Here is a 16,560-nt window from a genome sequence, read left to right as displayed (position 1 = left end):
ACCTTGGAAATAGAGATTGCTCGCCATTCCGATAACTGCGATAAAACACACCAAGATGTTCAGGAAATCCGAACAATGAAACTTGGGGAGCCGAGCCTCGATCAGCTTCGGATATTCCTCGCCGTGGCCGAAGAAGGCAGCTTCGGTGCAGCGGCACGGCGAATGGGCCGTGCGGTATCCGCTGTCAGCTATGGCATTTCGCAGATGGAAACGCAGCTTGGCGTGACCCTTTTCGGACGCGAGGGATCGCGGCGGCCCGTCCTCACCGAAGAGGGGAGGGGCCTGCTCGTCGAAGCCAAGGCGGTGGCCGATGGCATCGATCATTTGTTGGCCAAGACGCAAAGCCTTCACGCAGGCCTGGAAAGCGAGGTGTCACTGGTGGTCGATGTGATGCTGCCGGGCGACGTGACGGCCAGCGTGCTGCGCGACTTCCGGGAAATGTTTCCGACGGTCGCCCTTCGTCTGCAAGTCGAAGCATTGGGGGCGGTGGCAGCCTGCGTGCTGGACGGAGGCGCAGATCTTGCCATCGGGGGGCCGGTCCTGTCCGACCATGCGGAACTCGAACGACAGGCAATCGGCGCCATCGAACTGGTACCCGTTGCAGCACCCGATCATCCGCTTGCGAGCGCGGGCGTAGAGCCGGGAGAAAGCCGCCGGCATTTGCAACTGGTCCTGTCCGACCGATCGCCTTTGACCGAGGGGCGCGAATTTTCAGTGCTTTCACCCCAAAGCTGGCGACTGGCAGATCTTGGAGCCAAGCATGCGCTGCTCAAGGAGGGGATCGGCTGGGGTAATATGCCGCGTCACATGGTGATGGACGACATCACCGCGGGGAGGCTTCGCGAGCTCGACCTGCCTGAGAAACCGGGTGCGAATTATACACTGAGCGCGCTTTGGCGCCGCAACGAGGCGCCCGGGCCCGCTACCAGCTGGTTGATCGACGCAATTCGGGACCGGCTGGTAAATTGCAGCGGCGTCGATGCTTCGGTCAGCGGAACTGCCTAGAGCTTCGTCACCCAGCCCTGAGTATCTTCGAAAGAGCCTTTCTGGATGCCCACCAGTCTTTCACGGATCTTGTGTGTCATTTGCCCGGTGCCGCCGGTCCCGATGGTGAACTCTCCATCAGGGCCAAGCACCGTGCCAACCGGGGTAACTACGGCAGCCGTGCCGCAGGCCATCGTTTCCAGCAGCTTTCCTGTCGTCGCATCGGCACGCCACTGGTCGATGCTGTAAGGTTCTTCGCGCACCTGCAGCCCTTCCTCGCGCAGAAGCTGGATCAGACTTTCGCGGGTGATGCCGGGAAGGATCGTGCCGGTCAGCGGGGGAGTGATGACAGTGCCGTCATCGAACACGAAGAACAGGTTCATGCCGCCCAGTTCCTCGACCCATTTCTTTTCGACCGCGTCGAGGAACACGACTTGGTCACAGCCATTCTCTATGCCTTCGGCCTGAGGAACGAGGCTGGCCGCGTAATTCCCGCCGGTCTTGGCCGCGCCGGTACCGCCGGGCGCAGCGCGGGTGTAATTGCGGCTGACCCAGATTTTCACCGGCTTTGCACCACCCTTGAAATAAGGGCCAACGGGACTGGCGATGAGGACATATTTGTATTGGCGCGCAGGGCGTACGCCGAGGAATGCCTCGGAAGCGAACATGAAGGGCCGCAGGTAAAGCGAGCCGTCAGGGTCGGACGGCACCCAGTCCCGGTCCTTGGCTACTAGCTGGCGGATGGATTCGAGGAAAAGTTCTTCCGGCAATTCGGGCATTGCCATCCGCCTCGCGCTCTCATTGAAGCGGCGCGCATTTTGTTCGGGCCGGAACAGGGCGAGGCTGTCATCGCCTTGCTTATAGGCTTTCATGCCTTCGAAAATTTCCTGCGCGTAATGCAGCACGGCGGCAGCAGGATCGAGCGCGATGGGTTCGCGCGGGCCGAGCGTTGCCTTGTGCCATCCGCCCTTATCGGCATCGTAATCGATGACGACCATGTGATCGGTGAACAGCTTGCCGAAACCGGGATCCTTTAAGGCTTGATCGCGGGTTTCACCGGGGACGGGGGCGGCGTGGGGAAGATGCTCGAAATCCATGTCTGGGCGGTTACTGGGAAGGACAGGACGACGCAAGTATCGTACGCTTGAAGATGGGCCTGAAAATGAGAAGGCCAGCCTCTCGCCCGTGGAGAGACTGGCCTTCGCATGGTCAGCGGCCGGAAGTGCCGCTCACGTCGCCTTACTCGGCAGGAATGTTACCGAATATGCTCCGTAGGGATCTTCACCGACCTCGCTACTGAACCATGAGACATCGGATCACCTCCTTTCAAGCTTGTGAGCTGCATCCCGCGTTTCACCGGGGATGAAGATCGCGTTCGCCGCTGATCTTGAGATCAATTTGAGTCTTTCCGCAGCACAAAACAAGCCTTGTAAAAAAGTTTTCCCACGTCAGAATTGTCGTTTGTGGCTCGGTAGTATTTCCGGGCCATTGTCATGACAGGTTTACGCCGAACCCACAGGCGATGAACTGGAGGCGGGACTCGGCCTATCGGCAATCCTCTATAACCCGCGTCACTTCGCCCCAGGCGGGAACGTAAAGTGTGGGAAGGCCTGAGGTTTCCACAGCGAATCGACCTTTCGTCAGAGCCATGGCATCGAGCAGAGGATCGCGGGCCTGAAGGCTTGTTCTTACCTGCGGAAGCTGCCCACTGACCTGTTGCGCCGCTAGCGACCGTTCGGTCGTTTCGGTCAGGATCCGTATGGAAGCATTGGGTCCAGCCGTTCCAGCGCGGGAGAGCACCACCTCATTTCGCGAGCGATCGCATCGTAGCGAGAATTTCGGTTCCGTTTGAGATTGCCCATAGAGAGCGACTGAACCGCTTCCATCCGATCGATAAGACCAATCGCCGGCGGTCCGCGGCGCATCCATCCAGTTCGAATATTTGGGAATCGAAGCGGGAGGAGGTGCCGTTGGGGGCGATGGTTCCTTTTCCACGGGCGCAGGGGTGGGTGCCGGGGTCGAATCTGGTGCCGGTACGCAGGCCACCGCGAGCAAGGCGCTCGACAGGACAAGGACACGGGCGATGGCATGTTCAGAGGCTTTCATGCCAGACCAATGCCCGCTAGGCGCTCTGGTTTCATGTAAGTGAGCAGGAATGGCAAAGAAACGTCGTCTCGATCAGATGCTCGTCGACCGGGGACTGGTCGAAAGTCGCACCCGTGCGCAGGCGCTGGTGATGGCCGGCCTGGTGTTTTCAGGTGAACAGAAACTGGCGAAACCCGGCCAGCAAATGGCCGAAGATACACCGCTGGATGTGCGCGGGCGCGACCATCCCTGGGTTAGCCGGGGCGGTATCAAGCTAGCCCATGCGATCGAGCATTTCGGTCTAGATCCTAAGGGTGTCACCGCAATGGATATTGGCAGTTCTACCGGCGGCTTTACCGATGTCTTGCTGCAGGGCGGGGCGGATCATGTATTTGCGGTCGACAGCGGCACCAACCAGCTTGCATGGAAGCTTCGGCAAGATGAGCGTGTCACCGTGCTCGAACAGACCAGCGCGCGAGTACTGACCCCCGAGATGATCGACAGGCCGGCGACATGGGTGGTGTGTGATGCCAGTTTCATAGGGCTTGCCAAAGTGCTGCAACGCCCGCTGGAACTGGCGGAGAGAAAGTGCCGCCTCGTCGCGCTCATCAAGCCGCAATTCGAGGTCGGACGCGAGGAGGTCGGCAAGAAGGGCGTGGTCAGCGATCCGGCACTTCATGCGCGTGTGTGCGAGGAAGTCCGCGATTGGGTAGCAAGCCTTGGTTTCGCCGTGGAAGGCATCGTGGAGAGCCCGATCACCGGGCCGGAAGGCAATGTCGAATTCCTCATTTCCGCTTACCGCGATTGACGTGGCAGCACGCCTCGCTCTAGGCGCTCAGCGCAAACGTACCCATTGGAGAGAGCATGTCCGCCAATATCGCCGAAATGGAACGCCGCCGCGATGCTGCCAAGCTGGGCGGGGGTGAAAAGCGCATCGCCGCGCAGCATGCCAAGGGCAAGCTGACCGCGCGCGAGCGGCTCGATATACTGCTCGATGAAGGGAGCTTCGAAGAGCTGGACACCTATGTCGAGCATGACTGCGTCGATTTCGGCATGCAGGACCAGAAAATCCCCGGTGATGGCGTGGTCACCGGTTCGGGCACGATCAATGGCCGTCTGGTGTACGTTTTTTCCCAGGATTTCACCGTCTTCGGCGGCTCTCTTTCCAAGCGTCATGCGGAGAAAATCTGCAAAGTAATGGACACCGCGATGAAGGTCGGTGCGCCGGTCATCGGCCTTAACGACAGTGGCGGTGCGCGCATCCAGGAAGGCGTGGCGTCGCTCGGCGGTTATGCCGAGGTATTCCAGCGTAATGTGCTGGCGAGCGGTGTGGTGCCGCAGATCAGCCTCATCATGGGGCCGTGTGCCGGCGGCGCGGTTTACAGCCCCGCCATGACTGATTTCATTTTCATGGTGGAAGACAGCAGCTATATGTTCGTCACCGGCCCCGAAGTGGTGAAGACGGTGACCAACGAGGTGGTTACGCAAGAAGAATTGGGCGGGGCGAAGACGCACACCACCAAGACCAGCGTTGCCGACAACAGCTTCGAGAACGACATCGAAACGCTGCTCGCGACGCGCAATTTCTTCGACTACCTCCCGCTGTCCAATCGCGAAGATGTGCCCGAACGCCCGACCAGCGATCCGTGGGACCGGCAGGAAGACAGCCTCGACACGCTGATCCCCGACAATGCCAACCAGCCCTATGACATGCACGAAGTCATCCGGAAGACGCTGGACGAGGGCGAGTTCTTCGAAATCCAGCCAAACCATGCCGCCAACATCATCTGCGGCTTCGGCCGGGTGGAAGGGCGCACGGTAGGCGTAGTGGCGAACCAGCCGATGGTGCTTGCCGGCGTGCTCGACATCAATTCATCGAAGAAAGCCGCGCGCTTCGTGCGTTTCTGCGATGCCTTCGAAATCCCGATCCTGACCTTTGTCGATGTGCCCGGCTTCCTGCCCGGAACGAGCCAGGAGCACAACGGCATCATCAAGCATGGCGCAAAGCTGCTGTTCGCCTATGCCGAGGCGACCGTGCCCAAGATCACCGTAATCACCCGCAAGGCCTATGGCGGCGCCTATGACGTGATGGCCTCCAAGCACCTGCGCGGCGACCTCAACTACGCATGGCCTACCGCCGAGATCGCGGTAATGGGCGCGAAGGGTGCAGTGGAAATCATCTTCCGCCAGGACCGCGACGATCCCGATAAGATCGCCGAGAAGACGAAGGAATACGAAGACCGCTTCGCCAATCCGTTCGTTGCGGCGAGCCGTGGTTACATCGACGAGGTGATCTACCCGCACTCCACAAGGCGGCGCATTGCGCTGGGTCTGAGAAAGTTGCGGACGAAGCAGCTCGAGAACCCGTGGAAGAAGCACGATAACATTCCGCTTTGAGACTCCCAAAGAAGCGGAATCCGTCTCGAACTTTTGCTTCTAACGATAGCCACTGCCCCACCTGCCGCTAGATAATGGCGTCCGCGGCCCATGCCTAACGTGTGTCGCCTAGACAATACACCTCCTTTTCGATAGCTTGCCTGTAGTTAACCAGGAGGAGGTGTTTCGATGAAGAAGAGCTTTCTTGCGGCATCCGCGCTTGCCGCATCGACCATGATGACCGGTGTCGGGCACGCCGAACACCATGCTTTGTCCGAGTACGAACTCATCGACAGGACGGACCTGTTCGGCAATCCCGTCGCATCACAAGGACGGATCAGCCCTGATGGCAACTGGGTCAGCTGGATTGCGCCTGACGATGGCGTGATGAATGTCTGGGTGGCCCCTGCTTCTGACCCTTCGAAGGGGACCGTCGTCACCGACGACCGTCACCGCGGCATTTCAAACCATCTCTGGTCGGTAGACAGCAAATATGTGCTGTTCGTGAAGGATAATGACGGGGACGAAAACTATCACGTCTATGCGACCGATCCCCGTACTGGGGCGACACGTGACCTTACCCCGCTTCCGGACGGCATCCGTGCACAGCTGATGGGTGTGAGCCGCGACCGTCCGGGCGTAATCCTGGTGGGCACGAATGAAAGAAACCCGCAGCTGACGGATCTTTACGAATACAGTCTGTCGACGGGCGAACGTAAGCTGATCGCGGAAAATCCGGGTTACGCGTCTTTCATTACCGACAACACTTACAAGCCCCGCATGGCAATGGTGCCTCAGCCTGACGGAGGCATGAAAACGGTCTTCCTCAACGAGGATCTGACGCCGGGAGAAGTCTTCGCCGACATTCCCAGCGAGGACATGCTGAACACCAATATCGTCCAGTTTTCGCGGGACAACGATACGGTCTACATGATCGATAGCCGGGAGCGAAATCTGGCCGCTGGTGTGGCTGTTGATCTGACGACGGGTAAACGGACTGTTCTGGTCGAGCCCGAGAAGGCCGATCTCAGTGACATCATGGTCGACAACGAGACCTATGAGCCAATCGCTTACGCGGTGAACTACCTGAAAAGCGAGTGGACTGCGATGAACGAGGAGGCTCAGAGCGAGCTGGATTTCCTCGATGCCAATCTCGAAGGGGAGTTTTCGGTCAGCTCCAGAACGCAGGACGACAAGACGTGGATTGTATACGAAGGCGCGGCCCAGGCCCCAGGACAGTATTACATCTACGACCGCGAGGCAGACACGCTGACGCCGTGGTTCGCTACGCGTCCTGACCTCTCGGAAGCCCCTCTGCAGCCGATGCATCCGCTAGAGCTCAAGTCTTCTGACGGAAAGACGCTGGTTTCCTACCTCACCCTGCCGCCGGGCAGCGATCCGGACGGAGACGGGCGACCGGACAAGGCCGTCCCCATGCTTCTGTGGGTCCATGGCGGCCCATGGTCGCGTGACGGGTACGGCTACAATACGGTCCATCAGTGGATGGCAAATCGGGGATATGCGGTTCTCAGCGTGAATTACCGCGGTTCGACCGGGTTTGGGAAAGATTTCACCAATGCCGCGGTCGGCGAATTCTCCGGTAAGATGCACGAGGATCTGATCGATGCAGTCGATTGGGCGGTCGAAGAAGGCATTGCGCAAGAGGATAAGGTGGCGATCGGCGGCGGAAGCTACGGTGGCTATGCGACACTGATCGGCGTCACTTTTACACCTGACCGCTTCGCCTGCGGTGTCGATATCGTGGGGCCTTCAAGCCTTGCGACCCTGATCGAGAGCTTCCCGGAATACTGGAAGCCGTTCCTGGCCGGCACCTGGTACCGTTATGTCGGCGATCCGTCCGACCCGCAGGCGCGCGAAGCGATGATCGCTCGGTCTGCGATCAGTCGGATCGACGATATTCAGGCGCCGCTGCTGGTTGGCCAAGGCGGAAACGATCCCCGCGTGACCAAGCCGGAAGCGGACAATCTGGTATCTGCCATGCAGGACAAGGGTCTGCCGGTCACCTACATCAATTATCCCGATGAAGGGCACGGTTTCCAGAAACCGGAGAACAGGCTCAGCTTCTTTGCCGCGATGGAAGGCTTCCTCGGCAAATGTCTCGGCGGGCGGGTCCAGCCTATCGGCGATGCTTTCGAAGGCAGTTCGGCAGAAGTTCTTGCCGGCGCAGAATATGTGGATGGCCTGGGCGACGTGTCGAAAGGCGGCTGATTTCCCAGCTTTGTGATTGCATAACAGGGCGCGGTTCCGTTAGCGGGGCCGCGCCACTTGTTTTTCGGAGCTGCGACATGAAACTCGGCCGCCTCAATCACATCGGTGTTGCAACACCTTCGATTGAAGAAAGTATCGCCTATTATCGCGAAACGATGGGTGCGGTCGGAATTGCCGATCCGTTTGATCTGCCTGAGCAAGGCGTGAGGGTCTGTTTCGTCGACACGCCCGATAGCTCCGGCGAGGTTGGCAAGGGCACGCAAATCGAACTGATCGAACCGTTTGATGAAAATTCTCCCATCAACGGCTTTCTGGCGAAAAACCCTGCAGGGGGTCAGCATCACCTCTGCTATGAGGTGGAGGATATCGGCGCGGCCCGGGAATGGTTCGAAGGCAAGGGCAAGCGGATCCTCGGACCCACGCGTATCGGCGCGCATGGCACGCCCATTTTTTTCCTGCACCCAAAGGATATGATGGGACAGCTAACCGAAATCATGGAAACGCCCAGGAAAAATGCGCATGGGTCAAACTGACGCCTGCGCGATTGGAAATGCGATGACAGACAAGCCTAGCTATGACGACTGGAAAGCCCGCGCCGACAAGGAGGTGAAGGGCCGTGACCTCACCTGGCACACGCCCGAGGGCATCGCCGTTAAGCCGCTATATACGAGCGAAGATACGGACAGCCTCGATCCCGGCATGCCCGGCATCGCGCCGTTCACGCGCGGACCCTATGCCTCGATGTATACCGGGCGTCCGTGGACAATTCGTCAGTATGCGGGCTTCTCGACCGCGGAGGAGTCGAACGCCTTTTACCGCCGCAATCTCGCGGCGGGTCAGAAGGGCCTTTCGGTCGCCTTCGACCTTGCCACGCACCGCGGCTATGACAGCGATCACAGCCGTGTGGTGGGCGACGTCGGCAAGGCAGGCGTGGCGATCGACACCGTGCGCGACATGGAGATTCTGTTCGACCAGATCCCGCTCGACACGATGAGCGTTTCCATGACGATGAACGGCGCGGTAATTCCCGTGCTCGCCTTCTACATCGTCGCGGCGGAGCGGCAGGGCGTCTCGCAGGACAAGCTCGCCGGGACCATCCAGAACGACATCCTCAAGGAGTTCATGGTCCGCAACACCTATATCTATCCACCCGAACCGAGCATGCGGATCATCTCGGACATTATCGCATATACTTCGGCCAACATGCCGAAATTCAATAGTATTTCGATCTCGGGCTATCACATGCACGAGGCCGGGGCGACGGCGGTGCAGGAGCTGGCCTTCACCATTGCTGATGGCAAGGAATACGCCAAGCGCGCGATGGAGGCGGGCCTTGATCTCGATGCCTTCGCGCCGCGCCTGTCCTTCTTCTGGGGCATCGGCATGAACTTCTTCATGGAGATCGCCAAGATGCGCGCCGCGCGCCAGCTCTGGCATGATGTGATGGACGATCTGGGGGCGCAGAACCCCAAGTCGAAGATGCTGCGCACGCACTGTCAGACCAGCGGCGTTTCGTTGCAGGAACAGGACCCCTACAACAACGTCATTCGCACAACGATTGAAGCGATGGCGGCCGTGCTGGGCGGCACACAGTCGCTCCATACCAATGCACTGGACGAGGCGATTGCGCTGCCGACCGACTTTTCCGCCCGCATCGCGCGCAACACGCAGCTGGTGATCCAGGAAGAAACGGGGATCACCAATGTCGCCGATCCGCTGGGTGGCAGCTATTACATCGAAAGTCTGACCGCCGCTCTGGTCGAGAAGGCCAAGGCGATGCTCGAAGAAGTCGAAGCGGCGGGCGGCATGACCGAATATGTCGCCAGCGGCGAGCCCAAGGCGCAGATCGAGCGCGCAGCTGCGGCCAAGCAGGCGAGCGTCGATCGCGGTGAGACCGTGATCGTGGGCGTGAACAAATATCGCCGCGACAAGGAAGACGAGATCGACACGCTCGATATCGACAACCACAAGGTTCGCCAAAGCCAGATCGCCCGGCTCGAAGAAGTGCGCGCCAAGCGTGATGAATTCGCCTGCCGCGCCGCGCTCGATGCGCTCGCACGCGGCGCCGCGCAGCGCGATGGCAATCTGCTGGCCCTCGCGGTCGAAGCCGCACGCCACGATGCCACCCTCGGTGAAATCAGTCAGGCAATGGAAGATGCCTACGGCCGGTATGACACCGTACCTTCGCCCGTCCGCGGGGTTTATTCCGAAGCCTATTCAGACGACGATCGCTACGCCCAGGTCGTGGAAGGCGTAAAGGCGGTCGAGCGGCGGCTGGGCAGAGCACCCAAGCTGATGGTCGCCAAGATGGGCCAGGACGGCCACGACCGCGGTGCCAATGTCATTGCCAGCGCCTTTTCCGACATGGGTTTCGAAGTGGTGTCCGGCCCGCTTTTCCAGACCCCGGCCGAAGCGCGCGACATGGCGCTAGAAAACGATGTCGACGCCATCGGCGCAAGCAGTCTCGCGGCTGGCCACAAGACGCTGATCCCCGAACTCATCGGCTTGCTTAAGGAAGCGGGCCGCAGCGATATCAAGGTCATCGCCGGCGGCGTAATCCCGCAGAAGGATTACGACTTCCTGCGCGATGCTGGGGTGCAGGGCATCTACGGCCCGGGCAGCAACGTGATCGAATGCGCGGCGGACGTCCTGCGCCTGCTCGGCCACAATATGCCGCCCGCGGGTGAGGATCTGGACGAGGCGGCGGAGTGAAATGCTGTTCCCATTCCGTCATTGCGGGCGCAGCGAAGCAATCCAACTGATGTCGTTTCCGGCAACACTGGTGGTTCACCGCGGCAGCGCAGAAGAGGCCGAAATGAGAATCTTTCATCGCGTTTTAATGCTATGCTTCGAATTGCTGGGATTTGTCGCACTAGCGATTATGGCCATTATGCTGCTCTCACTGGTAGATTTAGGGGGCAGGGGCCTTGGGCTTTATTTCGCCGCGATCGGTGTGGGCCTAATTACATGTGCGTTCATGCTTTTTTATGGCGTGACCCGATTTCATCAGATTTTGGAAGAAGATAATTGATAGACGCAAAAGCTAACGGGCTTTCAATCCGCACCGACTGGACCCGCGACGAAATCGCAGGCCTCTTCGACCTTCCCTTCACCGAACTGCTCTTCCGCGCCGCCACAGTGCATCGCGAGAACCATCCGCCCGAGCAGATCCAGCTCTGCACGCTGCTCAGCATCAAGACCGGCGGCTGTCCGGAGGATTGCGGCTATTGCTCGCAGTCGGTGAAGGCCGACAGCGGGGTCGAGGCGACCAAGCTGATGGAGGTGCAATCCGTCCTCCAGCGCGCGGCACAGGCCAAGGACCAAGGCAGCCAGCGCTTCTGCATGGGCGCCGCGTGGCGCAACCCCAAGGACCGGGACATGCCCGCGATCGTCGAAATCGTGAAGGGCGTGCGCGCAATGGGCCTCGAAACCTGCATGACGCTGGGCATGCTGACGCCGAAGCAGGCGGATATGCTCAAGGAAGCCGGGCTCGACTATTACAATCACAATGTCGACACCGGCCCGGAATATTACGAGCGCGTGATCTCCAGCCGCAAATACGAGGACCGGCTCGATACGCTGAAGAACGTGCGCGACGCAGGCATTAACGTGTGCAGCGGCGGTATCGTGGGCATGGGCGAAACGCGGGATGACCGCGTCGGCTTTGTCCACACGCTCGCCACGCTCGAACGCCATCCCGAAAGCGTGCCGGTCAATGCTCTCGTGCCAGTCAAGGGCACGGTGCTGGGCGACATGTTGGCCGATACCCCGCTCGCCAAGATCGACGATATCGAATTCGTCCGCACTGTTGCGGTGGCGCGTATCTGCATGCCGATGAGCATGGTTCGCCTGTCCGCAGGCCGCGAAAGCATGAGCGAGGCGACACAGGCACTGTGCTTCCTCGCAGGCGCGAACTCGATCTTCACCGGGGACAAGCTGCTGACCGCGCCCAATGCGGGCGACGACAGCGATGCGGCGCTCTTCGCCAAGCTCGGGATGACGGCGCTCAAGCAGGAAGAACCGATGCGGGCGTGCAAGGTGGTGGAGCCGGCCGAGTAACCAGGGGCCCGTTTTGCGGCACTGGATTCCCAACCACTGCTCTAGCTGTGAGGTTGCTAATGGGGTTCCTGCGCTAAGTGAGAGGATAACCTCTAGAGCGCAGGGGCTTACGCAATGCGGTTAATCGGCTATGCGAGCCGGCAATGGGAAGAGAACCGAAGGCAGATATGTTCAAAAAGATACTGATCGCAAACCGCGGCGAAATCGCCTGCCGTGTCATCCAGACCGCCAAGCGCATGGGGATCGCCACCGTGGCGGTCTACTCCGACGCCGATGCCCGCGCGCCCTTCGTGACAATGGCGGACGAGGCGGTGCATATCGGTCCGGCGGCTGCTGCCGAAAGCTATCTGCTTGCCGACAAGATCATCGCGGCGTGCAAGGAAACGGGCGCCGAGGCGGTCCATCCGGGCTATGGCTTCCTCTCCGAACGCGCGAGCTTCGTGGAGGCGCTGGCGAAGGAGAACATCGTCTTCATCGGCCCGCCTGCCAATGCGATCGCTGCCATGGGCGACAAGATCGAATCGAAGAAGCTGGCAGCCGAGGCGGGCGTGAACACCGTGCCGGGGTCGGGCGGAGCCATTGCGGACACCGCCGAGGCGCTCGAATGGGCGAACAAGATCGGTTATCCGGTGATGATGAAGGCCAGCGCCGGCGGCGGCGGCAAGGGAATGCGTCTCGCCTGGAACGATCAAGACGTGAAGGACGGCTTCGAAGCCACCCAGCGCGAAGGCAAGAACAGCTTCGGCGACGAGCGGGTTTTCATCGAGAAGTTCATCGAGGATCCGCGCCACATCGAAATCCAGATTCTGGGCGATCAGCACGGCAACATCGTCTATCTCAACGAGCGTGAATGCAGCATCCAGCGCCGCCACCAGAAGGTGGTGGAGGAGGCCCCGTCGCCCTTCGTGACGCCGCAGATGCGCAAGGCCATGGGCGAACAATGCGTTGCGCTGTCACGCGCAGTGAACTATTTCAGCGCCGGGACAGTGGAACTGATCGTCAGCGGTGCCGATCCGAGCGGCGAGAGCTTCTACTTCCTCGAAATGAACACACGCCTCCAGGTTGAGCATCCGGTGACGGAAGCAATCACCGGTGTCGATCTGGTCGAACAGATGATCCGTGTAGCTGCAGGCGAAAAGCTGCCGTTCACGCAGGACGATATCGGCATCGACGGATGGGCGATCGAAAATCGTGTCTATGCCGAAGATCCCTATCGCGGGTTCCTGCCTTCCATCGGGCGCCTGGTTCACTACCAGCCGCCGGTCGAAGGCTGGACCGATGACGGAGCCGAGAACGGTCGCCGCGGCGTCGATGGCGTGCGTGTAGACGACGGCGTGTTCGAGGGCGGCGAGGTCAGCATGTTCTACGACCCCATGATCGCCAAGCTCGTGACCTGGGGCGAAACCCGCGACGAGGCGGCCGACAAGCAGGTGCAGGCGCTCGATGCCTTCCGCATCGAAGGGCTGGGCCACAATGTCGATTTCCTCAGCGCTATCATGCAGCATCCGCGCTTTCGCTCGGGCGAACTTACCACGGGCTTCATCGCCGAAGAATATCCCGAAGGCTTCATGGGGGCGCCGCTCGATCAGCAATTGCGCCGCGTACTTGCCGCCGTGGGCGGAGTGATCGCGACTGCCGATGCCGACCGGGCGCGGCGCATCGAAGGTCAACTCGCCGCCGATCTCTATGCTCCGGGCGACTGGACGGTGCGGATTGGCGAGCGCGAGGAAGGCTCCACCAGCCACGAAGTGCGGCTGGAGGAAGATGCCCTGAATGTCGACGGCGAGCCGGTCACGATCGAGATGCAGTATACGCCGGGCGAAACAATGGTCGACGTGGCGCTGTACGAGAATGGCGCGGACGAGGATTCCGCGCCGGTCGAAACCTACACCTTCCAGATCGAGCCAACCCGCACGGGCTATGCGGTGACGACGCGCGGGGCCACGCACACGCTGCGTATCCTGCAGACGCGTGTCGCCCATCTGGCGAGCCACATGATCGAAAAAACGCCGCCCGATTTGTCGAAGCTGCTGATCTGCCCGATGCCCGGCCTGCTGGTGAAGCTACATGTCGCCGAGGGCGAGGAAGTCCAGCCGGGGCAGCCGCTCGCCACGGTGGAAGCGATGAAGATGGAAAACATCCTTCGCGCCGAAAAGCAGGCGACTGTGAGCAAGGTCAACGCTGCTGAAGGCGACAGCCTCGCTGTCGACGAGATCATTCTGGAGCTAGAATAATATGCATCTGTCGCATGCGAGCGATGCGCCTGTTGCGGAAGAAACCGACTTCGCCACTTTCCTGAAGGCCGACATCCGCATCGGCACGGTCGTTTCGGCAGAGGATTTTCCGGAGGCGCGCAAGCCTGCCTATAAGCTTATGATCGATTTCGGGCCGGTCATCGGCCGGAAGAAAAGCAGCGCTCAGATCACGGCGAATTACACGCGGGAAGAGCTCATCGGTCGGCAAGTCGCGGCGGTGGTCAATTTCCCGCCGCGCCAGATCGGGCCGCTCATGTCCGAAGTGCTGACACTCGGCTTTGCCGACGAAGCCGGCGAGGTAGTGCTGTTTTCGCCTGACAAACCGGTGCCGGACGGGTCGCGCCTTTTTTGAAGGCAGCCGTTTGAATTGCCCGCTTCGTGACCAGTGCTAATCGACCAGATCGAGGTGATAGCATTGGTTATGCAGCCCGTTCTCGTATTGGGAAAACGCCTCTCCGGGCATGAAGCCCCGCCTTCGATATAGCGTGATCGCCGGAAGGAATTCCTCGCTGGTGCCTGTTTCGAGGCTGACGCGGGAAAAGCCCTCGTTCCGGCAAATCTGAAGGAGCTCTTCGAGAATCGCCTTCGCCACGCCCTTGCCGAGGTGATCGGGCAGCGTCCGCATGGATTTGAGTTCGACACTGTCGTTCCCAAGGCGCTTCATTGCCCCGATACCCATCAGCGCCGTACTATTCCACGCGCCAAGCACGGTCGTGTCGGGGCCGGAAAGTCCTGCAATATCCAGCGCCCAGCTTGTGCCGGGAGGGGATATACGGTGCATGTCCCGCTGGTGATAGGCGATCAGCGCCCGGACATCGGGATCGTCAAGGCTGGCATGCTCGACCTTCACCGCGTCAATGCGCCTGCAGTTGGCCATCGAGAAAAACGGCGATATCGGCCAGGTCGACATCCTTTGCCAGCCAGGCATCGCCAATTCCGCGCAGGAGGATGAAGGGCAGGGTGCCGGAATCCATCTTCTTGTCGTGAAGCATATGGCCGACAAGCGTATCCCCCGTCGCGTCCATTCCCAGCGCGGCGATCTCGCTCGGCAGGCCGGCAGCATCGATCGCTTCGGTAATCCGCTGGCTGTCTGCCTCTCTTAGTTCTCCGCGCCGCGCCGAATATCGCGCTGCGAGGACCATGCCGAGCGCTACCGCCTCACCGTGAAGCAGGCGTTCGGAAAAACCGGTTTCCGCCTCGAGCGCATGTCCGAATGTATGGCCGAGATTGAGAAGGGCGCGTGTCCCGGTGGTCTCGCGCTCGTCTTCTGCTACGATGCGCGCCTTGGCCGCCACGCTGGTTCCCACGGCATGTTCGAGCGCGGAAGCCTGCAAATTCACGACATCGGGGCCGTTTTCTGCCAGCCAGTCGAAAAATTCCGCGTCCCCCAGAATGCCGTATTTCAGAACCTCGGCATAGCCGGCGCGCAATTCGCGCTGTGGCAGGGTGGACAGAGTGTCGAGATCGGCAAGAACCAGTGACGGCTGATGAAATGCGCCGACCAGATTTTTGCCCGCTGGCGTGTTGATTGCGGTCTTGCCGCCGACGGAACTGTCGACCTGGGCAAGCAGCGTGGTCGGCAGTTGGACGAAGCCGCAGCCGCGCTTAAGGATGGCGCAGGCGAAGCCGGTGAGGTCGCCGACCACTCCGCCGCCAAGGGCAAGGACATGGTCTCCCCGCTCAACTCCCTGCTCCAACAACCATTCGGTCAGGCGGGCAAGGCTTTCCCAGCTCTTGGAAGATTCGCCGGGCGCTATCTCATACCAATGCGGTTCCTTGCCCACAGTTTGCAGGGACGCTTCGATCACGGCGCCCCAATGCGATTTGGCATTGGCGTCGGCAACGATCGGCACATTCTGTTTGCGCAGAAAGGGGGCGGCATGGTCCGCAATATCCTGCAGCAGACCGTGCGCTACCTTTACCTCGTAACTGCGACCGGCCAGTTCGACGGGGATTATTGCCATCCACTCAATTCCTTAAGCAATTTCTCGACCGTCGCTTCGTGCGGGCCGTCATCCGTAACGATATGGATGTGCGCTTGCGCATAGGCCGCGCTGCGCAATTCCTTCAGATCGCGCAGGATGGTCCGCGGATCGCCAGTCTTCAGCAGCGGGCGCGTGTCCTTGCGCGATGTTCGCTCGACAAGCGTATCGATGTCGCAATCAAGCCAAACGGCAATGCCTTTTTCGAGGACAAGCGTGCGCGTTTCGCCATCCACAAAGGCGCCGCCGCCGGTCGCGATTACACCGTGCCCTTCTTCCATCAGGCGGGCGATTACGCGCCGTTCGCCAGCGCGGAAATAGGCTTCGCCATGGGCGGCGAAAATTTCCGATATGCTGCGATCGGCAGCACGCTCGATTTCTTCGTCAGCATCGATGAAATCCACGTCGAGCGCATTTGCGAGCCGCCTGCCGACAGTGGTTTTGCCGACGCCCATCAGCCCGACCAGCACGATCGGCCGGGCCGCGGCGGACGCGGTATCGACACCTTTGGCAGAAGAGTTCGCGTTGTTCATTGCCGCTCGGCCTATAGATGCGCTAGGGCGCGGGCAAGGCACATGGATATTTGCACG

The 16,560-nt window shown here is 60.4% G+C and carries 14 protein-coding genes; 10 read left to right on the top strand and 4 right to left on the bottom strand.

The annotated features are described in order from the left end of the window. The first annotated feature begins 75 nt into the window (after positions 1-75). Entirely contained in the window at positions 76-1,005 is a 930-nt protein-coding gene (locus K3175_RS02660; RefSeq protein WP_221541812.1) for a LysR family transcriptional regulator, read from the top strand. On the opposite strand, the gene K3175_RS02655 is transcribed toward K3175_RS02660, so the two are convergent. Beyond that, complete coding sequence (locus tag K3175_RS02655; protein WP_221541811.1) at positions 1,002-2,081, bottom strand: branched-chain amino acid aminotransferase; 1,080 nt, start codon at positions 2,079-2,081, stop codon at positions 1,002-1,004. The genes K3175_RS02660 and K3175_RS02655 overlap by 4 nt on opposite strands. A gap of 1,058 nt (positions 2,082-3,139) precedes the next feature. Here K3175_RS02655 and K3175_RS02650 point away from each other — a divergent pair. The 9 genes from K3175_RS02650 to K3175_RS02610 all read left to right on the top strand — a co-directional run bounded on the left by K3175_RS02650 (position 3,140) and on the right by K3175_RS02610 (position 14,340). Continuing rightward, positions 3,140-3,877 (top strand): TlyA family RNA methyltransferase, encoded by a 738-nt coding sequence (locus tag K3175_RS02650; protein WP_221541810.1) that lies wholly within the window; start codon positions 3,140-3,142, stop codon positions 3,875-3,877. 56 nt (positions 3,878-3,933) lie between these two features. Beyond that, complete coding sequence (locus K3175_RS02645) at positions 3,934-5,466, top strand: acyl-CoA carboxylase subunit beta (protein WP_221541809.1); 1,533 nt, start codon at positions 3,934-3,936, stop codon at positions 5,464-5,466. A 168-nt stretch (positions 5,467-5,634) separates the two neighbouring features. Then, a complete protein-coding gene (locus K3175_RS02640; RefSeq protein WP_247710622.1) occupies positions 5,635-7,674 on the top strand; it encodes a S9 family peptidase in 2,040 nt (679 codons plus the stop codon). A gap of 77 nt (positions 7,675-7,751) precedes the next feature. After that, positions 7,752-8,207, top strand: a complete 456-nt coding sequence (gene mce / locus K3175_RS02635; RefSeq protein WP_221541808.1) for a methylmalonyl-CoA epimerase — start codon at positions 7,752-7,754, stop codon at positions 8,205-8,207. Between the two features lie 22 nt (positions 8,208-8,229). Further along, positions 8,230-10,386, top strand: coding sequence for a methylmalonyl-CoA mutase (scpA, locus tag K3175_RS02630; RefSeq protein ID WP_221541807.1), 2,157 nt, complete (start codon positions 8,230-8,232; stop codon positions 10,384-10,386). Position 10,387: 1 nt separating this feature from the next. Continuing rightward, entirely contained in the window at positions 10,388-10,705 is a 318-nt protein-coding gene (locus tag K3175_RS02625) for a hypothetical protein (protein WP_221541806.1), read from the top strand. Continuing rightward, positions 10,702-11,733: a biotin synthase BioB gene (bioB, locus tag K3175_RS02620; protein WP_224811379.1), complete on the top strand. Its 1,032-nt coding sequence runs from the start codon at positions 10,702-10,704 to the stop codon at positions 11,731-11,733. Before K3175_RS02625 ends, bioB begins: the two co-directional genes overlap by 4 nt. A gap of 167 nt (positions 11,734-11,900) precedes the next feature. Next, positions 11,901-13,967, top strand: a complete 2,067-nt coding sequence (locus K3175_RS02615) for an acetyl-CoA carboxylase biotin carboxylase subunit (RefSeq protein WP_221541805.1) — start codon at positions 11,901-11,903, stop codon at positions 13,965-13,967. A 1-nt stretch (position 13,968) separates the two neighbouring features. Beyond that, positions 13,969-14,340: a tRNA-binding protein gene (locus K3175_RS02610; RefSeq protein WP_221541804.1), complete on the top strand. Its 372-nt coding sequence runs from the start codon at positions 13,969-13,971 to the stop codon at positions 14,338-14,340. A 36-nt stretch (positions 14,341-14,376) separates the two neighbouring features. Here the strand turns inward: K3175_RS02610 and K3175_RS02605 are convergent, their stop codons facing one another. The 3 genes from K3175_RS02605 to K3175_RS02595 are packed head-to-tail and all read right to left on the bottom strand — an operon-like array spanning position 14,377 to position 16,503. Beyond that, entirely contained in the window at positions 14,377-14,865 is a 489-nt protein-coding gene (locus tag K3175_RS02605) for a GNAT family N-acetyltransferase (protein ID WP_221541803.1), read from the bottom strand. Continuing rightward, positions 14,843-15,952 carry a 3-dehydroquinate synthase gene (gene aroB / locus K3175_RS02600; RefSeq protein ID WP_221541802.1) on the bottom strand — a complete coding sequence of 370 codons (1,110 nt, stop codon included), beginning with the start codon at positions 15,950-15,952 and terminating at the stop codon, positions 14,843-14,845. The genes K3175_RS02605 and aroB overlap by 23 nt, the downstream gene beginning before the upstream one ends. Further along, positions 15,943-16,503, bottom strand: a complete 561-nt coding sequence (locus tag K3175_RS02595; RefSeq protein WP_221541801.1) for a shikimate kinase — start codon at positions 16,501-16,503, stop codon at positions 15,943-15,945. The genes aroB and K3175_RS02595 overlap by 10 nt, the downstream gene beginning before the upstream one ends. Positions 16,504-16,560: the final 57 nt, after the last annotated feature.

The organism is Qipengyuania aestuarii (genome assembly GCF_019711535.1).
GTDB classification, from domain to species: Bacteria; Pseudomonadota; Alphaproteobacteria; order Sphingomonadales; family Sphingomonadaceae; genus Qipengyuania; species Qipengyuania aestuarii.
This window is presented reverse-complemented; position numbering and strand designations above follow the sequence as displayed.